Annotated in this window: 15 protein-coding genes and 3 tRNA genes; 15 read left to right on the top strand and 3 right to left on the bottom strand. The window is 63.7% G+C overall.

What is annotated here, in order from left to right; all coding sequences use genetic code 11:
- Window positions 1–57: 57 nt before the first annotated feature.
- Complete coding sequence (efp, locus tag NG898_RS14480) at window positions 58–627, bottom strand: elongation factor P (protein ID WP_252693447.1); 570 nt, start codon at window positions 625–627, stop codon at window positions 58–60.
- Between the two features lie 122 nt (window positions 628–749).
- Window positions 750–1,943, bottom strand: a complete 1,194-nt coding sequence (earP, locus tag NG898_RS14475) for an elongation factor P maturation arginine rhamnosyltransferase EarP (RefSeq protein WP_252693446.1) — start codon at window positions 1,941–1,943, stop codon at window positions 750–752.
- Between the two features lie 91 nt (window positions 1,944–2,034).
- Between earP and uvrC the strand changes: the two genes are divergently transcribed.
- The 12 genes from uvrC to NG898_RS14415 all read left to right on the top strand — a co-directional run bounded on the left by uvrC (window position 2,035) and on the right by NG898_RS14415 (window position 13,126).
- On the top strand, window positions 2,035–4,008 hold the full coding sequence (gene uvrC / locus NG898_RS14470) for an excinuclease ABC subunit UvrC (protein ID WP_252692961.1): 1,974 nt from the start codon (window positions 2,035–2,037) through the stop codon (window positions 4,006–4,008).
- Window positions 4,009–4,075: 67 nt separating this feature from the next.
- On the top strand, window positions 4,076–4,651 hold the full coding sequence (gene pgsA / locus NG898_RS14465) for a CDP-diacylglycerol--glycerol-3-phosphate 3-phosphatidyltransferase (RefSeq protein ID WP_232042414.1): 576 nt from the start codon (window positions 4,076–4,078) through the stop codon (window positions 4,649–4,651).
- A gap of 135 nt (window positions 4,652–4,786) precedes the next feature.
- Window positions 4,787–4,862 (top strand) — tRNA-Gly (locus NG898_RS14460).
- A 53-nt stretch (window positions 4,863–4,915) separates the two neighbouring features.
- Window positions 4,916–4,991 (top strand) — tRNA-Gly (locus NG898_RS14455).
- Between the two features lie 92 nt (window positions 4,992–5,083).
- Window positions 5,084–5,157 (top strand) — tRNA-Cys (locus tag NG898_RS14450).
- A gap of 240 nt (window positions 5,158–5,397) precedes the next feature.
- Entirely contained in the window at window positions 5,398–6,630 is a 1,233-nt protein-coding gene (locus NG898_RS14445; RefSeq protein WP_420803694.1) for an MFS transporter, read from the top strand.
- 394 nt (window positions 6,631–7,024) lie between these two features.
- Window positions 7,025–7,738 (top strand): response regulator transcription factor, encoded by a 714-nt coding sequence (locus tag NG898_RS14440; RefSeq protein ID WP_252692958.1) that lies wholly within the window; start codon window positions 7,025–7,027, stop codon window positions 7,736–7,738.
- Window positions 7,722–9,401 (top strand): FecR domain-containing protein, encoded by a 1,680-nt coding sequence (locus NG898_RS14435; RefSeq protein WP_252693445.1) that lies wholly within the window; start codon window positions 7,722–7,724, stop codon window positions 9,399–9,401. Before NG898_RS14440 ends, NG898_RS14435 begins: the two co-directional genes overlap by 17 nt.
- Window positions 9,394–11,727, top strand: coding sequence for a CHASE2 domain-containing protein (locus tag NG898_RS14430; protein ID WP_252692956.1), 2,334 nt, complete (start codon window positions 9,394–9,396; stop codon window positions 11,725–11,727). Before NG898_RS14435 ends, NG898_RS14430 begins: the two co-directional genes overlap by 8 nt.
- 176 nt (window positions 11,728–11,903) lie before the next feature.
- The gene (locus tag NG898_RS14425) at window positions 11,904–12,107 is read left to right on the top strand and encodes a hypothetical protein (protein WP_252692954.1); all 204 of its coding nucleotides are present in this window, start codon (window positions 11,904–11,906) and stop codon (window positions 12,105–12,107) included.
- Window positions 12,108–12,141: 34 nt separating this feature from the next.
- A complete protein-coding gene (locus NG898_RS14420; RefSeq protein WP_252692952.1) occupies window positions 12,142–12,849 on the top strand; it encodes a response regulator transcription factor in 708 nt (235 codons plus the stop codon).
- Window positions 12,850–12,874: 25 nt separating this feature from the next.
- Window positions 12,875–13,126, top strand: a complete 252-nt coding sequence (locus NG898_RS14415; RefSeq protein WP_252692950.1) for a GlsB/YeaQ/YmgE family stress response membrane protein — start codon at window positions 12,875–12,877, stop codon at window positions 13,124–13,126.
- A 306-nt stretch (window positions 13,127–13,432) separates the two neighbouring features.
- On the opposite strand, the gene NG898_RS14410 is transcribed toward NG898_RS14415, so the two are convergent.
- On the bottom strand, window positions 13,433–14,188 hold the full coding sequence (locus NG898_RS14410; RefSeq protein WP_252692949.1) for a FadR/GntR family transcriptional regulator: 756 nt from the start codon (window positions 14,186–14,188) through the stop codon (window positions 13,433–13,435).
- Window positions 14,189–14,277: 89 nt separating this feature from the next.
- Here NG898_RS14410 and gudD point away from each other — a divergent pair, with 89 nt between their 5' ends.
- From gudD to NG898_RS14395, 3 genes are all read left to right on the top strand, one after another.
- The gene (gudD, locus tag NG898_RS14405; RefSeq protein WP_092971556.1) at window positions 14,278–15,648 is read left to right on the top strand and encodes a glucarate dehydratase; all 1,371 of its coding nucleotides are present in this window, start codon (window positions 14,278–14,280) and stop codon (window positions 15,646–15,648) included.
- Window positions 15,649–15,735: 87 nt separating this feature from the next.
- The gene (locus tag NG898_RS14400; protein WP_252692947.1) at window positions 15,736–17,028 is read left to right on the top strand and encodes an MFS transporter; all 1,293 of its coding nucleotides are present in this window, start codon (window positions 15,736–15,738) and stop codon (window positions 17,026–17,028) included.
- Window positions 17,029–17,038: 10 nt separating this feature from the next.
- Entirely contained in the window at window positions 17,039–19,450 is a 2,412-nt protein-coding gene (locus NG898_RS14395) for a glycoside hydrolase family 31 protein (RefSeq protein WP_252692946.1), read from the top strand.
- Window positions 19,451–19,515: the final 65 nt, after the last annotated feature.

Here is a 19,515-nt window from a genome sequence, read left to right as displayed (position 1 = left end):
GCTGCTCGAAAAAGAAAAGGCTCCCGAGGGAGCCTTTCTTCTTGCTGCGACGCCAGCTTACTTGGCGCGGCTGCGGTACTCGTCGGTACGCGTGTCGATTTCGATCTTCTCGCCGATGTTGCAGAACAGCGGGACCATGATCGTGAATTCTTCGTTGTCGTTGATGCGAGCCGCCTTCAGAACCTTGCCCGACGACGTGTCGCCCTTGACGGCCGGTTCGGTGTAGACGATTTCGCGGACAACCGTGGTCGGCAGTTCCACCGAGATGGCGTTCTCGTTGTAGAACGTCACTTCGACCTTCATGCCGTCTTGCAGGTAGTTCAGCGCGTTGCCCATGGCGGCGGGCTCGACGTTGTATTGCTCATAGCTCACCGGGTCCATGAACACGTACATCGTGCCGTCGAAGTAGGAGTAATCGGCTTCCTTCTTGTCCAGGATGACTTGGTCCATCTTGTCGTCGGCGTTGAACACCGACTCGCCGCCTGCGCCCGTCAGCAGGTTTTTGTACTTCATCTTGACGACGGCGCCCGAGCGGCCCGAGCGGCTGTACTCGGTCTTGAGCACGACTTGCGCTTGGTCACCGATCATGAACACGTTGCCAGCGCGGAGTTCTTGCGCGATTTTCAAAGCCATTTCAAATTTCCTGAGAGTAAGAGGGTTCGATGCGCGCCAAGCAACGAAGCACCGCGCGATACCCTCCGGGCCGCGCGAACCAGGTCAGAGCCGGGGGTCGCATACAGATCAGCCCGCTATTTTACCTGTTTTTCGCAAAATGCCACCAAATTCGCGGCGAGATCGCCTAGTTGCATCAAGCTTTGCTCCCACGTGACGGCTCGTACGCGCAGGCGCTCCGCGGTGGCCGCAAAGTCCGCCCAATTGAGTGACGCCGGCGCACCATTCCAGGCGTGCCAGAAGGCGATCAGCGCTTTGGCATCGGCCTCTGCCAAGGCGGCGGTATAGCTCGCCAGAAAGGCGTCCAGCTTTGTGAGGTGTACGTCGTCGCTCTGAGGGTAGATGTGCCAGACAAAGGGCTTCAGCGCCCATTGGGCACGCACGAACGAGTCTTCCCCGCGCACGAAGTTGATATCGCAAGCCCAGAGCAGCGGGTCGTAATGCTCCTGTGGCACGAATGGCACGACGGCTACGCTCAGGTTGCCGCGCGTCCACCGAGCGCCTGTCTGGGCGCCACTGGCGTCACCCAAAAGCTCGGCGATCTGCCTGGCAGCCAAGCCCTCTGGAACTAGGCAGATGACCGGCTGTGGCGCTGCTTCCCACTGAGCGACCAGCATTGGCAGCGCCGGGTTGGCATAGGCGAACAAGCTCACGCGCAGGGCGTCAGGGTTATCGCGCATCAGGTCGTCGACGCCGAGGCGGTGCCACAACGCCTGCTGGGCGGCGGGGCTCGCCTCGAACGTCTTGCGTTGGGCACCAAGATGCGATTCCCGCAGGACGCCGCCAGTGTCGCGGGCGAAGCCGGGGAAAAAGAAGTGTTTGACGAGCGGCAGCCGCAAATGTGGTGACTGCATCGCGTGGTGCTCGGCCACCCAGTTTTCGGCGCTCAGGTATTCGAGGTTGATCCAGACCGGCGCCGATCCTTGGGATGCCCGCTCGGCCATGAGCGTCAGCATGGGCTCAGGGACGGCGCATGCGAAGGCGCCGATCACCACGTCATGCAGCGCGGGATGTGCGTCCGCAGCGAGCAGGCTGGCGACCTGCGCATCGTCGGCCCAGTGGCGAATATCTACGCCCGAGACGCGCTGCGCCTCGGCCTTTGCGTCAACAGCGGGGCAGATCTTTTCGAACGACCGGAGATCGTCCACCCACAGGCGGACGGTGTGGCCGTGCTCCTGTACAAGCTGGCGAGCCAGACGCCAGCAGACGCCAATGTCGCCGTAATTGTCGACGACGCGGCAGAAGAGGTCCCAGGATGTGATGGTGCGCATGCAGGAAGGCCCGCCGGGCAGCGAAGAAGATGGGCCGACATTGTAGTCGGCGGCTTGTTCTACACTGACGGCCTCTGATCCAGCGAACGCCATGTCGTCCGACCCCACGCAACCCCAGCCCCCCGAAACGCCCGAGAGCGTCGAGCCCAGCGCGCCTGCAAATGTGCCCGAGTTCGACGCAAAAGCGCACATCGCGCGCTTGCCGAACCTGCCGGGCGTGTATCGCTACTTTGATGCGCAGGGCAACGTGCTCTATGTGGGCAAGGCACGCGACCTCAAGAAGCGCGTGTCGAGCTACTTCAACAAAACGCTGCTTTCGCCGCGCATCGCGATGATGGTGGCGAAGATCGCGCGCATCGACACCACGGTCGTGCGCAGCGAGGCCGAAGCGCTGCTGCTCGAGAACAACCTCATCAAGGCGCTGGCGCCCCGCTACAACATCCTGTTTCGCGACGACAAGTCGTATCCGTATCTGAAGCTCACGCAGCACGCGTATCCGCGCATGGCGTATTACCGCGGTGCGACCGATCGCAAGCATCAGTACTTCGGGCCATTCCCGAGTGCGCATGCGGTGCGCGAGAGCATGCAGATTCTGCAGAAGGTGTTCCAGCTCCGCACGTGCGAAGACACCGTCTTCAACAACCGGACGCGGCCGTGCCTGCTGCATCAGATCCATCGCTGCAGCGGCCCGTGTGTCCAGGCGATCAGCCCGGAGGATTACGCGCGCGACGTCGCCAACGCGGCCGGTTTCCTGCAGGGCCGGCAGGACGAGGTCATGCAGACGCTGCAGGACAAGATGCAGCGCTACGCCGAGTCGCTGGCGTTCGAGCAGGCCGCCATCGTGCGCGACCAGATCGGCGCATTGTCGACGGTGCTCAAGCAGCAGTCGGTGGAAGAAGTGGGCCACGCCAGCGACATCGATATCCTGGCGGTTGCCATCAAGGGCGGCCACGCGTGCGTGAACCTCGCGATGGTGCGCGGCGGGCGCCATCTGGGCGACAAGGCTTACTTTCCCACGCACGTGGAAGAAGGCGCCGCCATTGTCGGCGTGGATGTGGAAGCCGACGGTGAGGCTGCGGCAGAAACATCACGCGATGCCGAACGCGTGGCCAGCGACATCCTCGAAGCCTTCGTCGCGCAGCACTATCTCGATCAGTTTGTGCCGCCGGTGCTGGTGGTCAGTCATCAGATTCACGCAACCGAGTTGATCGACGCGCTGGCCGAGCAGGCCGGGCGCCGCGTTTCGGTTGTGCGCCAGCCGCAGGGCGGGCGCCGCGCGTGGCTGGAGATGGCGGAAAAGGGTGCCGAGCTGTCGCTGATGCGTCGCCTTTCCGAGCAAGGCAGCCAGCAGGCCCGCACACTTGCGCTGGCCGAGACCATCGGCATTGATCTCGAAGACCTCGCCGCGCTGCGCGTCGAGTGCTTCGACATCAGCCACACCGCCGGCGAAGCCACGCAGGCCTCGTGCGTGGTCTTTCACAACCACGCCATGCAAAACAGCGAATACCGTCGCTACAACATCCAGGACATCACTCCGGGCGACGACTACGCGGCCATGCGGCAAGTCCTCACGCGCCGCTACCAGAAGATCGTCGAGCAGGCTGGCGAAGACACCCCCAACATGCCAAGCATTGTGCTGATCGACGGCGGCAAGGGGCAGGTGGAAGTCGCGCGCCAGGTCTTTGAGGAGCTTGGGCTGGATATTGGATTGCTCGTCGGGGTGGCCAAGGGCGAGGGGCGCAAGGTCGGCCTGGAAACGCTCATCTTCGCCGATGGCCGTCCGTCACTGGAGCTGGGGCAGGGCAGCGCTGCACTGATGCTTGTCGCGCAGATTCGCGACGAAGCGCACCGCTTTGCGATCACCGGCATGCGTGCCAAGCGGGCCAAGGCGCGCAATACGTCGCGGCTGGAAGAGATCGAAGGCATCGGCGCCAAGCGCCGGCAGCGGTTGCTGGCGCGCTTCGGCGGCTTGCGTGGTGTGATGGCAGCGAGCGTCGACGAACTCGCCACGGTGGAAGGTATCTCGCAGACCCTGGCCGAAGAAATCTACCGTCAGCTGCATTGATCGGCGACAATGCCCCATCTTGTCGCGTCGGTTTGCGCTTGCGCGGCGGTTGTCCTCTCGATTTGCCATGCCCTTCAACTTCCCGATCCTCCTGACCTGGTTGCGTGTGGCCATGATCCCGCTGGTGGTGGGCGTGTTCTACGTGCCAGATACCTGGATGGCACTGCCCGCCAAGAACCTCACGGCCGCGGTGTTCTTCATCGTTGCAAGCCTCACCGATTGGTTCGACGGCTTTCTTGCGCGCCGCTGGAACCAGACCTCCGCCTTCGGGGCCTTCCTCGATCCGGTCGCCGACAAGCTGATGGTGGCCGCCGCGCTGCTGGTGCTGCTGTCATTGGGCCGCGTGTCCGACGTCATCGCACTCGTCATCATTGGCCGTGAGATCACCATCTCCGCACTGCGTGAATGGATGGCGCAAATTGGCGCGTCGAAGAGCGTGGCCGTCAACTTCCTCGGCAAGCTGAAGACGACCTTCCAGATGATCGCGATTCCGTTGCTGCTGTTCGAGGGCCGCCTGTTCGACATGATCGATGCGCAGGTGTGGGGAACGTGGCTGATTTACGTGGCGGCGGTGCTTACGCTGTGGTCCATGGCGTACTACATGAAGCTCGCATGGCCGCAGATTCGCGAGCGCGCAAAATGAGCCTGTAAAAACTCTTGCGCAAAACTGTTGACGAGGACGATTCTTCTTTGCCATAATCTCGTTCTCGCGTTGCAGTGATGTGACGCAAACGGTCTGGCAGCACAAAGGTTGTACGGCAGTGCTGATAGCCAAAATGCGGGAATAGCTCAGTTGGTAGAGCGCAACCTTGCCAAGGTTGAGGTCGCGAGTTCGAGCCTCGTTTCCCGCTCCAGTTTGAAATGTGTGGCCGTGTTGATGTGATGGCACGGCGGCATAACCGGTTACGCGGGAATAGCTCAGTTGGTAGAGCGCAACCTTGCCAAGGTTGAGGTCGCGAGTTCGAGCCTCGTTTCCCGCTCCAATCCCGAAGGGAAGCCTTGCTTCCCTTTTTCTTTATCGGCACGGCAAACACGCGGTTCTTCATGAATTGCTACAATGCGGTGCTGAGCCCCTGGCGGGGTAGCAAAGTGGTTATGCAGCGGCCTGCAAAGCCGTGTACGCCGGTTCGATTCCGGCCTCCGCCTCCAGAATGCAAGAAAAAAGCCCCGACTGGTTCGGGGCTTTTTGTTTTTGCATCGTGCACGATGCGCGTGCTTCGGCCTAACGTCTCCGTCCTGCATTCCTCAGTTTGGACAGCGCGCCACCGCAGCGTTGGCGCAGAGCCAGACGGCATTGCCAAACAATCCCTCCTCGGTTAAGTGGTTGCATGAGAAAACTGGTTTGCCTAAACTCAAGTGGTTTTGATTTGAAACCAGTTGAGACAGCCGATGCCCTCTGATTGCGTTGCCGAACATTCGTCTACCGAGCGTGCCGTCCCCTCTGCAGCACTGCCCCGCGCGTGGGTTGTCATGCTGGCGCTTTGCGCAGCGGCTAGCGTATCGAACGTCTACTTTGCCCAGCCGTTGCTCGAACCATTGGCCCGTGAATTTGCACTTAGCGATGCATGGGCGGGCGGCATCATCGGTGCGACACAAGCGGGTTGTGCACTTGCCCTGGCGCTCGTCGTGCCGCTGGGGGATCGCTGGCCACGCAAGACGTTGCTATTGGTACAGCTCGTCTTGCTCACGCTGGCGTTGCTCGAGGTAGCCCTTACGCAGATGCGCTGGTGGCTGCTGCTCGGCATGTTCTCCGTAGGCTTGCTTGGCACCGCGATGACGCAAGGACTGATCGCCTGTGCCGCCGCGTTGGCACCATCGACAGAGCGCGGGCGTGTGGTCGGTGCGGTGCAGGGCGGGGTCGTGATCGGTCTTTTGCTCGCGCGTGCCGTTGCAGGCTGGATCGCGGATGCCGCAGGCTGGCGCGCCGTCTATACGGTATCAGCCGGTTTCTCGGCAGCGATGCTTTGTTTGTTGTGGCGCTCGTTGCCTGCGCCGCCGCCCGTGCTTTCTCCCATGAGATACACCGCGCTCCTGCGCTCGATGTGGCAACTCTTGATGACCGAACCTGTGTTGCAGGTACGCGGCCTGATCGGTTTGCTGATGTTCGCGGCGTTTAATGTGTTCTGGAGCGCGATGGCGCTCGCTTTGAGCGCTCCTCCCTATGCGCTTTCACCGGCGGGCATCGGTGCATTCGGTTTGGTTGGGGCGATTGGTGCGCTGGCTGCTGCGCGAGCGGGGCATCTGGCTGACCGTGGTTGGGCGCAGACGGCAACGGGCATCGCCCTGGGATTGCTGCTGCTCGCGTGGTTGCCGCTCGGTCTCGGGCTGCAGCATCTCGCGTGGCTGATCGGCGGCGTGATTTTGTTGGATTTGGGTGGCCAAGCCGTGCATGTGCTGAACCAGAGTCTGATTTTCCGCTTGCAGCCGGAAGCACATAGTCGGTTGGTCGGCGCGTACATGCTGTTTTATGCCGCAGGAAGCGGGCTGGGGGCGATGGCTTCGACCGCGGTGTATGCGTGGTCGGGGTGGTCGGGGGTATGCGTACTGGGGGCGGCTCTTAGCTCGGTGGCGCTGGGGTTCTGGGCGGCGACCGCGACTTGGGCGCGCGGTCAGGCGCGCTAGTGGAGGGCCTGCTTGTGAGGCGCGGGGTACGTATACCCGGTAGCCGCCGCCAGCCGGCGGGCCAGCCTCTATACTTGCTCCACACTCGCACCTTGTAATGGCGTGATAAAAAATGATAGAACGCCATGGAAACTCGGCTCTGCGCTTGGCTTTTCACAATTGTTTGCAATATGACAAGGGCGGCCTTTTAGCATGAGCTGGGCTCAAGCCGGTGTGCGACACATGCTGGCGGGGCGTGGGTAAGGTCTTGCGCGGGGGCACGTGCCGCGCCAATGGTGGCTGGTGGATCGAACAACGATGCACCGGTCCGGGACCCCGATCAAAACGACAAAGGGAGTGACCCGGCATTCCGCATAGCGATAGCCGGACCCGTTACGGGGAAAGGGCAGTCCAGATGGCGATACGAATTGCCTCGGTAGAAGACAACCAGGCGCAATCGGATTTGATCCGAGAGATCCTGGTTTCGTCCGGATACGAATGCGAGTGTTTCAGTAACGGGGATGCCTTCGTCAAGGCGCTGCGGGATCGCACGTTCGATCTGCTGCTGCTCGACTGGCAGTTGCCCGATATCAGCGGCATCCAGCTTGTGAGCTGGGTGCGGCAGACGGTCGGCCCGGCGCTGCCGGTGCTGTTTCTGACCAATCGATCGCTCGAAGATGACGTGGTGCGCGGCCTGGCTGCCGGCGCCGACGATTACGTCATCAAGCCGGTGCGTCGCGCCGAATTGGTGGCACGCGTCGGAGCGCTGCTGCGTCGTGCAGCGCCGCGCACGAGTGAATCGCTCGAACGCATTCGCGTCGGCCCGTATGCAGTGGATCCGGTCGGGCGCGTGCTGACGTTGAATGGCTCGCAGGTCGAGCTGTCGCCGCGCGAGTTCGATCTTGGGTTGTACCTGTTCCGCAACATCGGCAAGCTGGTGCCGCGCGAGCTGATCGAGCAGGCGGTCTGGGGGCGGAGCATTGGGCCGGATTCGCGCACACTGGCCACGCATATCTCCAAGCTGCGGCTCAAACTCGATCTCAATCAGAAGAATGGCGTGCGGCTGGTCTCGGTGTATTCGCATGGCTATCGCCTCGAAACCACGCAGGAAGATGGTGAAGCAAGCTGACGCAATCTGGGGTGGTTTGATTGGGCGCGCCGCGTTTGTCGGCGCGTTCGTTCTTTTTGGCGGCGTGTGGCAGCCGGCGACGGCTCAGCCTTCCGGCGCCGATGGCACCGATTTTCTTTATCGCGTGCAGCAGGGCGACACACTGATCAACCTTGCAGCGCGTTACATGGACAGCGTCGATGGCTGGCGCCTGCTGCAGCAGCGCAACCATGTGGTGGATCCGTATCGGTTGAAGCCCGGCTCGCTCGTTCGGATTCCGTTCGATCGCATTCCGGTGGTGCCGGCGACGGCGCAGGTGGTATTTGCCCGCGATGCAACGACCGGCGGCAAGCCCCTGCAAGCGGGCATGAGGCTCGCAGAAGCGTCGCAGATTGATACCGGCGACAAAGGCGCCGTGACGCTGGCATTTGATGACGGCACGCGCGTCACGGTGCCGCCGGGCAGCCACGTGGCGCTGTCGCGTGTGCGAGCGTTTGCGCGTGCCGGGCTGATCGACGTGCGCGTGCACGTAAAGCAGGGCGAGGCCGACTCCAATGTCTCGCCCAGGAAGAGCGGTGTGGGCCGGTACGAGATTTCCACGCCCGCGCTGGTGACGGGCGTGCGCGGGACGCGTTTCCGCGTGCAGGCGAGCGAAGCGGTATCGACGAGTTCCGTGCTCGAAGGCGAGGTGGCCACGACCGCCGGTCGCCAGAGGCAGGCGATCAAGGCCGGCTTTGGCGTGCAGGCATCGGATGGGCACCTCAAGCGCGCAGCGCTGCCTGCTGCGCCCAAGCTCGACGCCATCCCCCAGCTTGTGCAGACGCCGTGCCTGCGCGCAACGTGGCAGCCCGTCAAGGGCGCGGTCGGCTATCGAGCTGCCGTGGCGCGCGATGCCGCCCTGACCGAACTCAGCGCTTACCAATTGAGCAAGACGCCCGCAGTAACGCTCTGCGGCGATGAGGACGGCGACTACACGCTCGTCGTGCAAAGCATCGATGCGCTCGGGCTGACAAGCGAGTCGGCCACGCGGCCGTTCACCGTGCGCCTGCACCCGGAAGCGCCCTATACGATCCAGCCCGCCAACGGCCGGACTTACCGCAGCGGCGACGTGGCATTCGCATGGGCTGCCGTGTCCGATGCGGGCAGCTACGACATGGAAGTCGCAGACGCAGAGACCTTTGCCTCGCCGGCTGTCCAGCAGCATGCCGAAGATGTTCGTCTGACCAAGCCATTGACGGCCGGCACATGGTGGTGGCGTGTGCGCTCCGTGGCCGCAGACGGCAAAACAGGCCCGTGGAGCGATGCGCTGCGTTTTCGCGTGCTCGACATTCCGCCGGATGCCGTGCCGACAGCCGCAGTGGAAGCCGGCGACGATGGCAAGCTGCACGCTCACTGGTCTGCGCTGTCGCCGGAGTTGGCGGCATCTGGCGCGCGCACGCGTGTGCAACTGGCGGGCGACACAAGCTTCGCCAAGCCCATCGCTGACATTGTGAGCGAAGGCAATGAGGCCACCATTCCGCGGCCGCCGTCCGGCGTGTATTACATCCGCACCGGCGTAGACCTGGGCGATGCGGCATCGGTGGTCTACGCCAAGCCGCAGCGCATTGACGTCGGCACCTTCGTCGGTGACTCCGCGCGCAGCCCGGTGCAGAGCGGCGGCAGCAATCTCCTTCTCAATGACTGAACCCGTACCCGCCAAGTCGGATGTGCGCAGCCTGGGGCGGCGCGCGCTGGTGGAGTGGGGCGTGCTGGTGGTGTTGGCTGCGCTGCTGACGTTGGGTGCGGTGCGCTGGAGCGTGGTCGCGCGGCTTGACGCGGCGCTGTACGACACCGTCATCACGCTGCACGGGCATGCGCCGCGCGACGATATCGTCATCGTGGCCATTGACGACCAAAGTCTCGATGCCGTGGGACGCTGGCCCTGGCCGCGCGCCCGGCTGGCCGATCTGATTGCGCGCGTCGGGCAGGCGCAGCCGCGCGCCATCGGCGTCGATATTCTGCTGATCGAACCCGATCTTGCGCACCCCGAAGGTGATCGGGCATTGACCGCCGCCATCGAGCAGGCCGGACACGTTATCCTGCCCGCGCTGCCTGAGCGCACGGAGCACGGGCGCGTGTATCACTATCCGTTTCTCGGTATCAACGCGTCTATCGCGCATATCGATGCCGCCCCCGACGCGGACAGCGTCGTGCGTGGCATGTATCTGGCCGAGGGCCCGCGTGCGCATGTGCTGGACCATCTTGCCGTGCAGCTCGCGCGACAGGCGCTCCAACCGCCTGCCTCCATACCGACGCTGCCTGATGTGGAGACCGACGCTGGCGGTTGGACGCGACGGGCGCATATCCGCTTAAATTTCGCGGGGCCGGCCGGTACATACCGGCATGTGCCGGCGCTGGACGTGCTCAACGGTCACGTGCCGCCCGAGGCGCTTGCCGGCAAGCTGGTGCTGATCGGGGCGACGGCATCGGGCGTGTCCGATATCTTTGCGACGCCGCCTTCGCGCACGATGAGCGGCGTTGAAGTGCTGGCCAACGCCACGCAAACCGTACTCGACAGCAGCGCCATCCTGCCTGTGCCACCGGGCGTGTTCTGGGCGATGACGCTGCTTCCCTTGCTGATGACCGCGTTTGCCGTGCGTTGGCTCACGCCGCGCATGGCGCTTGCCGTGGCGCTGGCGGGTGCCGCCGTGTTGTTATTGAGCGCGATTGGCGCGCTGGTGTTCGGCAATCGCTGGTTGCCGCCGTTTGCTGCGTTGGTTGGCCCGCTGGTGCTGTATCCGCTGTGGAGCTGGCGCCAGCAGGAAGCCGCGTTGCGCTTCCTACGTGACGAGATGCAGCGCCTGGCGCGCGAGCCCGGCTTGTTGGGCGATACCGCGCCGCTCGCCCGCACTGGCCGTACCTTGGGCGCGCACATGGATGCCGTCGCCTCGCTCATTGACAAGCTGCGCGGGCTGCGCCGCTTCCTGGCCGATGCCCTGGAGAGCCTGCCTGACGCCACGGTCGTCTGCACGCACGACGGCGCGATCCGCCTGGCGAACGGCCGCAGCGCAGATCTGGCCGGCCAATTGCAGACGCCCGGCCAGAACCGCGCCGCCGCGTTGCGCGACCTGCCGACGCTGCTGGCGCGTGCGTTTTCCGACCCAGCCGCTGGCGAGTACTACTGGGCGCGCTGGCTGGCCAATCCCACCGGGCTCGAGCCTGTCGAGTTGCAGACACACGATGGCCGCTCGATGTTGATGCACGCCGCCGCGTTGCGGGACGAAGCGGGTCGCCCCGTCGATATCATCGTCAGCTTTGCCGACATCACTCCCGTGCGTCAGGCCGAGCGCCATCGCGAAGAAGCGCTGCGCTTCATCTCACACGACATGCGTTCGCCGCAGAGCGCCATCCTGGCTCTGATCGAACTGCAGCGCGATGCGTCGCGCGCGTTGGATCGTGACGTGCTGCTCTCACGCATTGAGCAACTGTCGTCGCGCACGCTGGAACTGGCCGACGCCTTCATCGACCTGGCGCGCGCCGAATCGCAAACACTCAAGCTGGTGGATGTGGACCTGGTGGGCCTGGTGCTCGACGCCGCCGACGAGGTCTGGCCGCTCGCGAATCGTCACCAGGTGGAAGTGCGCGTGGTGGCCGACATCGAAGCGGCCGTGCGGGCCGAGCCGCGTTTGCTCGTGCGCGCATTGGTGAATCTGCTCAACAACGCCATCAAGTTCAGCGCGGCGGGTTCTGTGGTCACCGTGTCGGTAGAACAGAACGAGGCGACGTTCTCGGTGGCCGTGGCCGACCAGGGTGCCGGTATTGCCCTGGCTGATCAGCCGCGCTTGTTCCAGCCCTTCCACCGCTTGCATGAGGACATGGCCAACGCGCCGTCCGGCAGCGGGCTGGGCCTCGTGTTCGTGAAAACGGTGGTCGACCGGCACGGCGGCCGCATTGCCGTGCAGAGTGCTCCGGGGCTTGGTTCCACCTTCACGCTGTCGCTGCCGCGCGTCGCGCATCGCCACGACGCCTGAGGCCATCGCGGTCTCGTGTGGCCTTTGCCACATTTCCTTTTCAATCATTTGCATTTTGGTATTGCGGCGGCCCTACAGTTCATTGGCCGACCCGCGCAGCATGCGCCGGTGACACACCGGTCGAGAGACGACGGCACCTTGGAAAACCGAGCACAGACACGCCCGAGGCGCCACGAATGTTGAGCCAGACTGCAACCGATGTTTTGAGCGAATGCGAATACGAACGCGTTCGCGCCCAACTGCATCAAGCCCTGCGCGGCGACGGGAACCCGCCGCAGGTCGAACGCTTCTGGCTGGCTGGTCGGCACGTATCCATGTGGCGCGGCGATGGTCGCGACGAGAGCAATGCACAACTGCACTATCGTCGCACCACCGCTTGACCGCGCCGCACGCAGTCAACTACGAAACCGAGCCATGAAAATCGGTCTGATCGACACGCACCTCGCCCGCCAGCAGGCGATTCACTCCGCGCTGCAGCCCACGCGCTTTGAATGTGTGCCGCTGTTTCTCTCCCGCCAAGTTTTTGAAGCCATTGATGTGCACGGCATCAACTTGCTGATGGTCGGCGCGCATGCGCATGACATGCCGGGCCTATCGCTCGTGCGTACCGTGCGCGAGCGCGTCGGCCCAGGTATGGCAATCGTCTACCTTGCCGATGGTCAAGCCGATACCGAGACGGCAGACGCACTCAACCACGGCGCAGACCTGTGCTTCCAAGGCGATATCCGTCCACCGGAGTTGCTCGCGCGACTTGATGCGTTGATCCGCCGCTTTGCCGTGAGCCGGGCCGTGAGAGCGTCGGAGATTCGCCTAGGGCCGTACACGCTCGATCGACAGAACCGTTCCATCCGCCTGCATGATGCTTCGGTGTCAGTACATGCGCGTGAATTTGAGCTCGCGCTGTTGTTGTTCGCGAATGCGGGGCGTGTGCTCTCGCGCGCAGACATCGAACTCGCGCTCTGGGGCCGCGAGCTGAGCCCATATTCACGCACGCTCGATACACATGTCTCGCGCCTGCGCAAGAAGTTGCGGCTTGGCACGGAGAACGGTCTGCGCCTGCGCGCCATCTACGGGCAGGGCTTTTGCCTGGAGCGCGTGATGGAAGCGGTGGCAACGCACTGACCGCCTTGACCACGGAGCCACTGCCATGCAATTGCTCTGTATCACCATCCTCATCGGCTTTCTGGCCGGGCTTGTGTCCCGCTGGATCACGCCAGGACGAGGCGTCAGCGGTTTCCTTCTCACGATCATGGTGGGAATTGCCGGCGCGCTGACAGCCGCATTTCTCGGCCAGTTGATGCGCTGGTATGAGCCTGGGCAGTCGGCGGGGTTTGTCGGGTCGGTGGCGGGCGCCGTCATCCTGCTGGCCGGTTATCACCTGATGGCACGCGATCGCTGAGTGCGGCGTTCGAAAGCATAAAAGCCCCGCGAGTCGGGGCTTTTTTATTGGTCGGGCAGGCGGCTCGAGCGGCGGCTGTCAAAAAGAAACGCCCTGATACTCGGGACAGCAGCATCAGGGCCAAGAAGGCCGCGGCTCTCTCTTCCGCGACCGGAGCGCACCCACGAGGGGTCGGTGCAAGCTCAGGTTACGTGGCTGAGAGCGAGGAAATGCAAATCTTTATCAAGAGCGCCCAACACGTTGGAGCGCGGAGCCGGCGATGTTGAGTAATAAGACGTCGTACAACTGCTTTCTCGTGGCGCCAATTCAGCCCGCCGTTGCGGGTGCTTGCGTGCTGGCGGCTTCGTGCGCGCGCCGCAGGCGTTCGCGGCTATTTGACAGGTGCATACGCATGGCAGCGCGCGCCGCTTCCGGGTCTTTGCGGGCGATGGCTTCAAAGACGCTGTGGTGCTCGCGGTTGACTGTGGCACGCAGTTCCGGAGCGTTCAGATAACCCACTTGCTCCAGTCCCATCCGCGTGCGAGGGATGAGCGTTTTGCCGAGCTGGGCGAGGGCGCCCACAAAGTGTTCATTGCCGGTTGCGCGCGCGATGCTCAGATGAAATTGCAGATCGGAGGTGGCGCTGTCATTGCCCTCCGCCTGGTCCTGCTCAATGGCTTCGAGTGCCATGCGCAGGGCGTCGATCTCGCCCGCGGAGATGCGCTGTGCGGCCAGGCCTGCGCATTCCGTCTCAATGGCAACGCGTAGTTCCAGCATGCTCAGGATGTCGTGCATTGTGGATGCGTCGCCCAGCGGGATGCTGTTGTCTGTGCGCGGCGGTAGGACGAAGCTGCCGATGCCGTGACGTGTCTCGATCAGCCCCTTGGCCTGCAGGCGCGAAATGGCTTCGCGTATCACGGTACGGCTCACGCCGAGCGCCTCCATCAATGCGGATTCCGTCGGCAGCTTGTCGCCAACGCGCAGGGATTCGTTTGCGATACGCCCCTTGACGTGGTCCACCACCACGTCCGCCAGGCTTTGGGTGCGGCGCACAAGCGTTGCGGGCGAATTGGGGGCGGGCATGCGGTCTCCGAATGGGGGGGCGGGTTTACCAGGGGTGGTTCGACAGGAATGTGTCAATTATAGTCCCGTTCCATGTTGTACGACGACTGATGACATACGTGATGACTATGAATCACCCTGCCTCTGGCACCCCAGTACACACGCCGCGCGTTACGCGCCTCCAGGTCATTCCCGTGGCCGGTCGCGACAGCATGCTGCTGAACCTGAGCGGCGCACACGGCCCGTTCTTTACCCGCAACATCGTCATTCTGGAAGACTCCGAGGGGCATACCGGCGTGGGCGAGGTGCCGGGCGGCGAGTCCATCCGCAAGACCATCGAGGACGCGACGCCCCTGGTTGTCGGACAACCGATCGGCGCATACAACAACGTGCTCAACAGCGTGCGCCGTCAATTTGCCGATCGCGATGCCAGCGGCCGCGGGTTGCAAACCTTCGATCTGCGCACCACCGTGCATGCGGTGACGGCGCTGGAAAGTGCGCTGCTCGACTTGCTCGGCCAGCACCTGGGCGTGCCCGTGGCGGCGCTGCTGGGGCAGGGGCAACAGCGCGACAAGGTGCCGGTGCTCGGCTACCTGTTCTTCGTGGGCGATCGCAAACGCACCGACCTGGATTACGCCGACGGCAGCGATGCCACGGACGACTGGACCCGCGTGCGCCACGAAGAAGCGCTCACGCCGGAGGCGGTGGTGCGCCTGGCCAAGGCGGCCCATGCGCGCTACGGCTTCAAGGATTTCAAGCTCAAGGGTGGCGTGCTGAGCGGCGATGACGAAATGGTCGTCACGACCGCATTGGCCGAAGCGTTTCCTGAGGCGCGCGTCACGCTGGACCCGAACGGTGCGTGGTCGCTGGCGGAGGCCATCCGCCTGTGCCGCGACAAGCACGACGTGCTGGCCTACGCAGAAGACCCGTGCGGCGCCGAGGGCGGTTACTCGGGCCGCGAGGTGATGGCCGAATTCCGCCGCGCCACGGGCCTGCCGACGGCCACCAACATGATCGCCACCGACTGGCGCCAGATGGGGCACGCCATTCAGTTGCACTCGGTCGACATTCCCCTGGCCGATCCGCATTTCTGGACGATGCAGGGCTCGGTGCGCGTGGCACAGATGTGTGACGACTGGGGCCTGACCTGGGGTTCGCACTCCAACAACCACTTCGACATTTCGCTGGCGATGTTCACGCACGTGGCCGCAGCCGCGCCGGGCAACATCACCGCGATCGATACGCACTGGATCTGGCAAGACGGACAGCGCCTGACCCGCGAGCCGTTCCAGATCGTGGGCGGCGAGATTGACGTACCGGCCGCACCGGGCCTGGGCGTCACGATCGACATGGCGCAACTGGAGAAGGCCCACGCGCTCTATAAGCAGCACGGCCTGGGCGCACGCGACGACGCGATTGCCATGCGCCAACTGATTCCCAACTGGCAGTTCGACAACAAGCGCCCCTGCATGGTGCGCTGACCGCTACGGCGGAAATCGAGGCGGCGCACGTCGTATCACGCCGCCTCGTACATCAGTAACCAATAAAAAAATATCGGAGACAACACCGTGAAGACCATCAAGGGCTTGCGCTGGTGGATCATCGTGCTGGTGTGCCTGGGCACGATCGTTAACTATCTGGCGCGTAACTCGCTGGGCGTGCTTGCGCCCACGCTCAAAGACGAGCTGGGGATGAGCACCCAGCAGTATTCCTATGTGGTTGCGGCCTTCCAGGTCGGCTACACGATCATGCAGCCGGTCTGCGGCTTTATCGTCGACCTCGTTGGCCTGCGTATCGGCTTTGCGTTGTTTGGGGTGTTGTGGTCGTTTGCCGGCGTGCTGCATGCAGGCGCAAGCGGGTGGCTGTCGCTGGCGGGTTTTCGCGCCTTGATGGGGTTGACCGAAGCCGCTGCTATTCCGTCCGGCATGAAGGCCGTGGCCGAATGGTTTCCGGACAAGGAAAAATCCGTTGCCGTCGGCTGGTTCAATTCGGGAACGTCGCTCGGCGCGATGTTGGCGCCGCCGCTGGTGATCTTCCTGCATCTGCGCTACGGCTGGCAGTCGGCATTTGTGGTGACTGGCGCCCTCGGCTTCTTGTGGGCCGCGTTGTGGTTCGCGTTCTATCGTTCGCCGAAAGACCATGCCGCGTTGTCCGACGCCGAGCGCGAAAAGATCATCGGCGGGCAGCTTCGCCCCGTCAGTGCCGAGCGCGGCAAGCGCCCGGTCAAGGATGTCGTCACGTCGCGTCGTTTCTGGGCCATTGCGCTGGCGCGCTTCTTTGCCGAGCCGGCCTGGCAGACGTTCAGCTTCTGGATTCCGCTTTATTTCGTGAATGAGCGCCACCTCGATCTGAAGGCGATTGCCATGTTCGCGTGGCTGCCGTTCCTGGCGGCTGACCTGGGTGGCCTGGCGGGCGGTTACCTGTCGCCGTTCCTGATCAAGCGTTTCCGCATTCCGCTGGTGTGGTCGCGTGTGTGCGGCGTGGTGCTGGGTGCGTTCATGATGATCGGTCCGGCGTGCGTCGGGCTCGTGGCGTCTCCCTATACGGCGATTGCGTTGTTCTGCGTGGGCGGCTTTGCGCACCAGATGATTTCCGGCCTGGTCAATACATTGTCTGCGGACGTGTTCGACCCGGAAGAGGTCGGCACCGCCAGCGGCTTTGCCGGTATGGCGGCGTGGATCGGCGGCCTGGGCTTCTCGCTGTTGGTGGGCGCACTGGCTGACAAGGTCGGTTATGGTCCGCTGTTCGGCCTGCTCGGCGCGTTCGATCTGATTGGCGCGGCGTTGCTGATTGTGCTGATTCGCGGTCAGTCGCATGAAGAACGTGCCGCGCGTCAGATGCGTCTCTCTGCTTCAAACTGAGTTGAAACCGATGTCCATGTTGCATCCCCCCCGATTCGAACTCCAGGCGCACGAAGGCAACCGGCTGCGCCTGGCCAGCAGCGCCGGCGCTGCGATTGAACTCTTCGTGCTGGAAGAAGACATCATCCGCGTGCTCGTGCTGCCGCAGGGCGACCTGCGCGGCCCTGCCACGTGGTCGATCGCCCCCGGCGGTGACGACACGCCGCTCGAAGGGCGCGACCGCCGCGACTTGAGCGGCTTCTCGCTGCCCGCATTTGCGCTGCACAGCGATGCCGACACGCTGCACGTGGAAACCAGCAAGATCCGCTTGAGCGTCGCCCTGGCAGGCGGTTTTTGCACATGGCAGATCCGCGGGGCTAGCGAATGGCAGACCGTGCTGAATGATCGCCCCACGCAGGCCTACAACTTTGGCTACTGGGACGAACAGGTCTACCACTACGTGCGCCGCGAACCCGGCGAGATGTACTTTGGCCTGGGCGAGCGCGCCGGCGGCATGAACCGTGCGCACCGGCGCTACGAGATGCGCAACATCGACGCGATGGGCTACAGCGCCCGCACGACCGATCCGCTGTACAAGCACATCCCGTTCTACGTGACGTGGCAACCGGAAAACCGCACCGGCTTCGGGCTGTTTTACGACACGCTGTCCGACTGCAGCTTCGACATGGGCCGCGAGCTGGACAACTATCACGGCCCCTATCGCTACTTTGTCGCCCCCCATGGCGATCTCGATTACTACTTCATCGCCTCGCCCGACACGCCGCTCGATGCCACGCGCCGCTTTACGTGGATGACGGGCCGCCCCGCCTGGATGCCGAAGTGGGGCCTCGGTTATTCCGGCTCGACCATGACGTACACCGACGCGCCCAACGCGCAGGAACAGATGGCCGAGTTCATCAAGGGATGCCGTGAGCACGACATCCTGTGCGACTCGTTCCACCTTTCGTCAGGCTATACGTCGATCGGCCCGAAGCGCTACGTCTTCAACTGGAATACCGACAAGTTCCCGGATGCGCGCGGCTTCGTCCAGAGCTATCTGGATGCCGGCATTCGCCTCTGTCCGAACATCAAGCCGTGCCTGCTGCGCGATCACCCGAAGTTTGAAGAAGCGAAGGAAGCCGGCCTGTTGATTTGCGATGCAAATGGTGAGCCGGCGTGGGTGCAATTCTGGGATGAGGTGGGCGCGTACCTCGACTTCACCAACCCGAAAACGCTCGATTGGTGGAAGGCCAACGTCAAGAGCACGCTGCTCGAATACGGCATGGCGTCGACCTGGAACGACAACAACGAGTTTGAAGTCTGGACGCCCGACGCGTTCGCGCACGGGTTCGGCAAGAAGGCGCCCATCCGAGAAGCCAAGGTGCTGCACACGATGCTGATGATGCGCGCCTCGCGCGAAGCGCAACTTGAGTTTGCGCCGCAGCGTCGGCCGTTCCTGGTGTCGCGCTCGGGCGGTGTGGGCATGCAGCGCTACGTGCAGACGTGGTCCGGCGACAACTACACGTCGTGGGAAACGCTGCGCTACAACCTGAAGATGGGCTTGGGGCTCGCGTTGTCGGGCGTCTCGAACATCGGCCATGACATCGGCGGGTTTGCGGGCCCGGCGCCGTCGCCGGAACTGCTGGTGCGCTGGGTGGCGTTTGGCGTGTTCATGCCGCGCTTCTCCATCCACTCGTGGAACGATGACAAGACCGTCAACGAACCGTGGATGTATCCGCAGGTCACCTCGCAAATCGCCTCGCTGATCAAGCTCCGCTATCGGCTGATTCCGTATCTGTACGAACTGCTGTGGCAATCCACGCAGGCCTACGAGCCGGTGCTGCGCCCGACGTTTGCCGAGTTCCCGCACGACCTCCGCTGCTACGCCGAGTGCGACGACATGATGATCGGCTCGTCGCTGCTGGTGGCGCCGACCGTGGACGAAGGGCAGACCGAGCGCACCGTCTATTTGCCGGCCGGCGCACGCTGGGTGTCGTACTGGAGCGGCGAGGCTTTCGACGGCGGACAAGCCATCACGCTGCCTTCGCCGTGGGACCAACCCGTCATGCTGATTCGCGAAGGCGGCGTGATCGCGCTGAACGCGGCGGAACAGCATTTCGACCAGCGCGCCGATCACCGCGGTTTCCTCGTCGTGCCCATGCACGGCGTTGGCGAGGCCACTGGCGGCTGCATTGAAGACGATGGTGAGACCGAAGCGTGGCGCAATGGGGAGCAGGGCCGCTGGAGCGTGCGCGCGGTGTCTGACGCGCAATCCATCACGCTGCACGTATCGCGCGAAGGCAAGATGCCGACGCAGGCCGACACGGTCGAAATTTACCTGCCCGCCGGTGATGCGCGACAGGTACAGACGCCGCATGCCCGCGTGCTGGAAACCGATGTTGCGGGTGGCTGGCGCCGCCTGACGTTGCAATTGCTGGCCTAGTGCCGCATCCTCGCTGCGCATCACGTTCCGGGTCCGCAGAGGCCCTGTGATGCGCGGTGTTCCCT

Source organism: Ralstonia mojiangensis (assembly GCF_023955645.1).
In the GTDB taxonomy this organism is placed as follows: domain Bacteria; phylum Pseudomonadota; class Gammaproteobacteria; order Burkholderiales; family Burkholderiaceae; genus Ralstonia; species Ralstonia mojiangensis.
The sequence above is the reverse complement of the archived record's forward strand: the minus strand, read 5'-3'. Positions and strand labels throughout refer to the sequence as shown.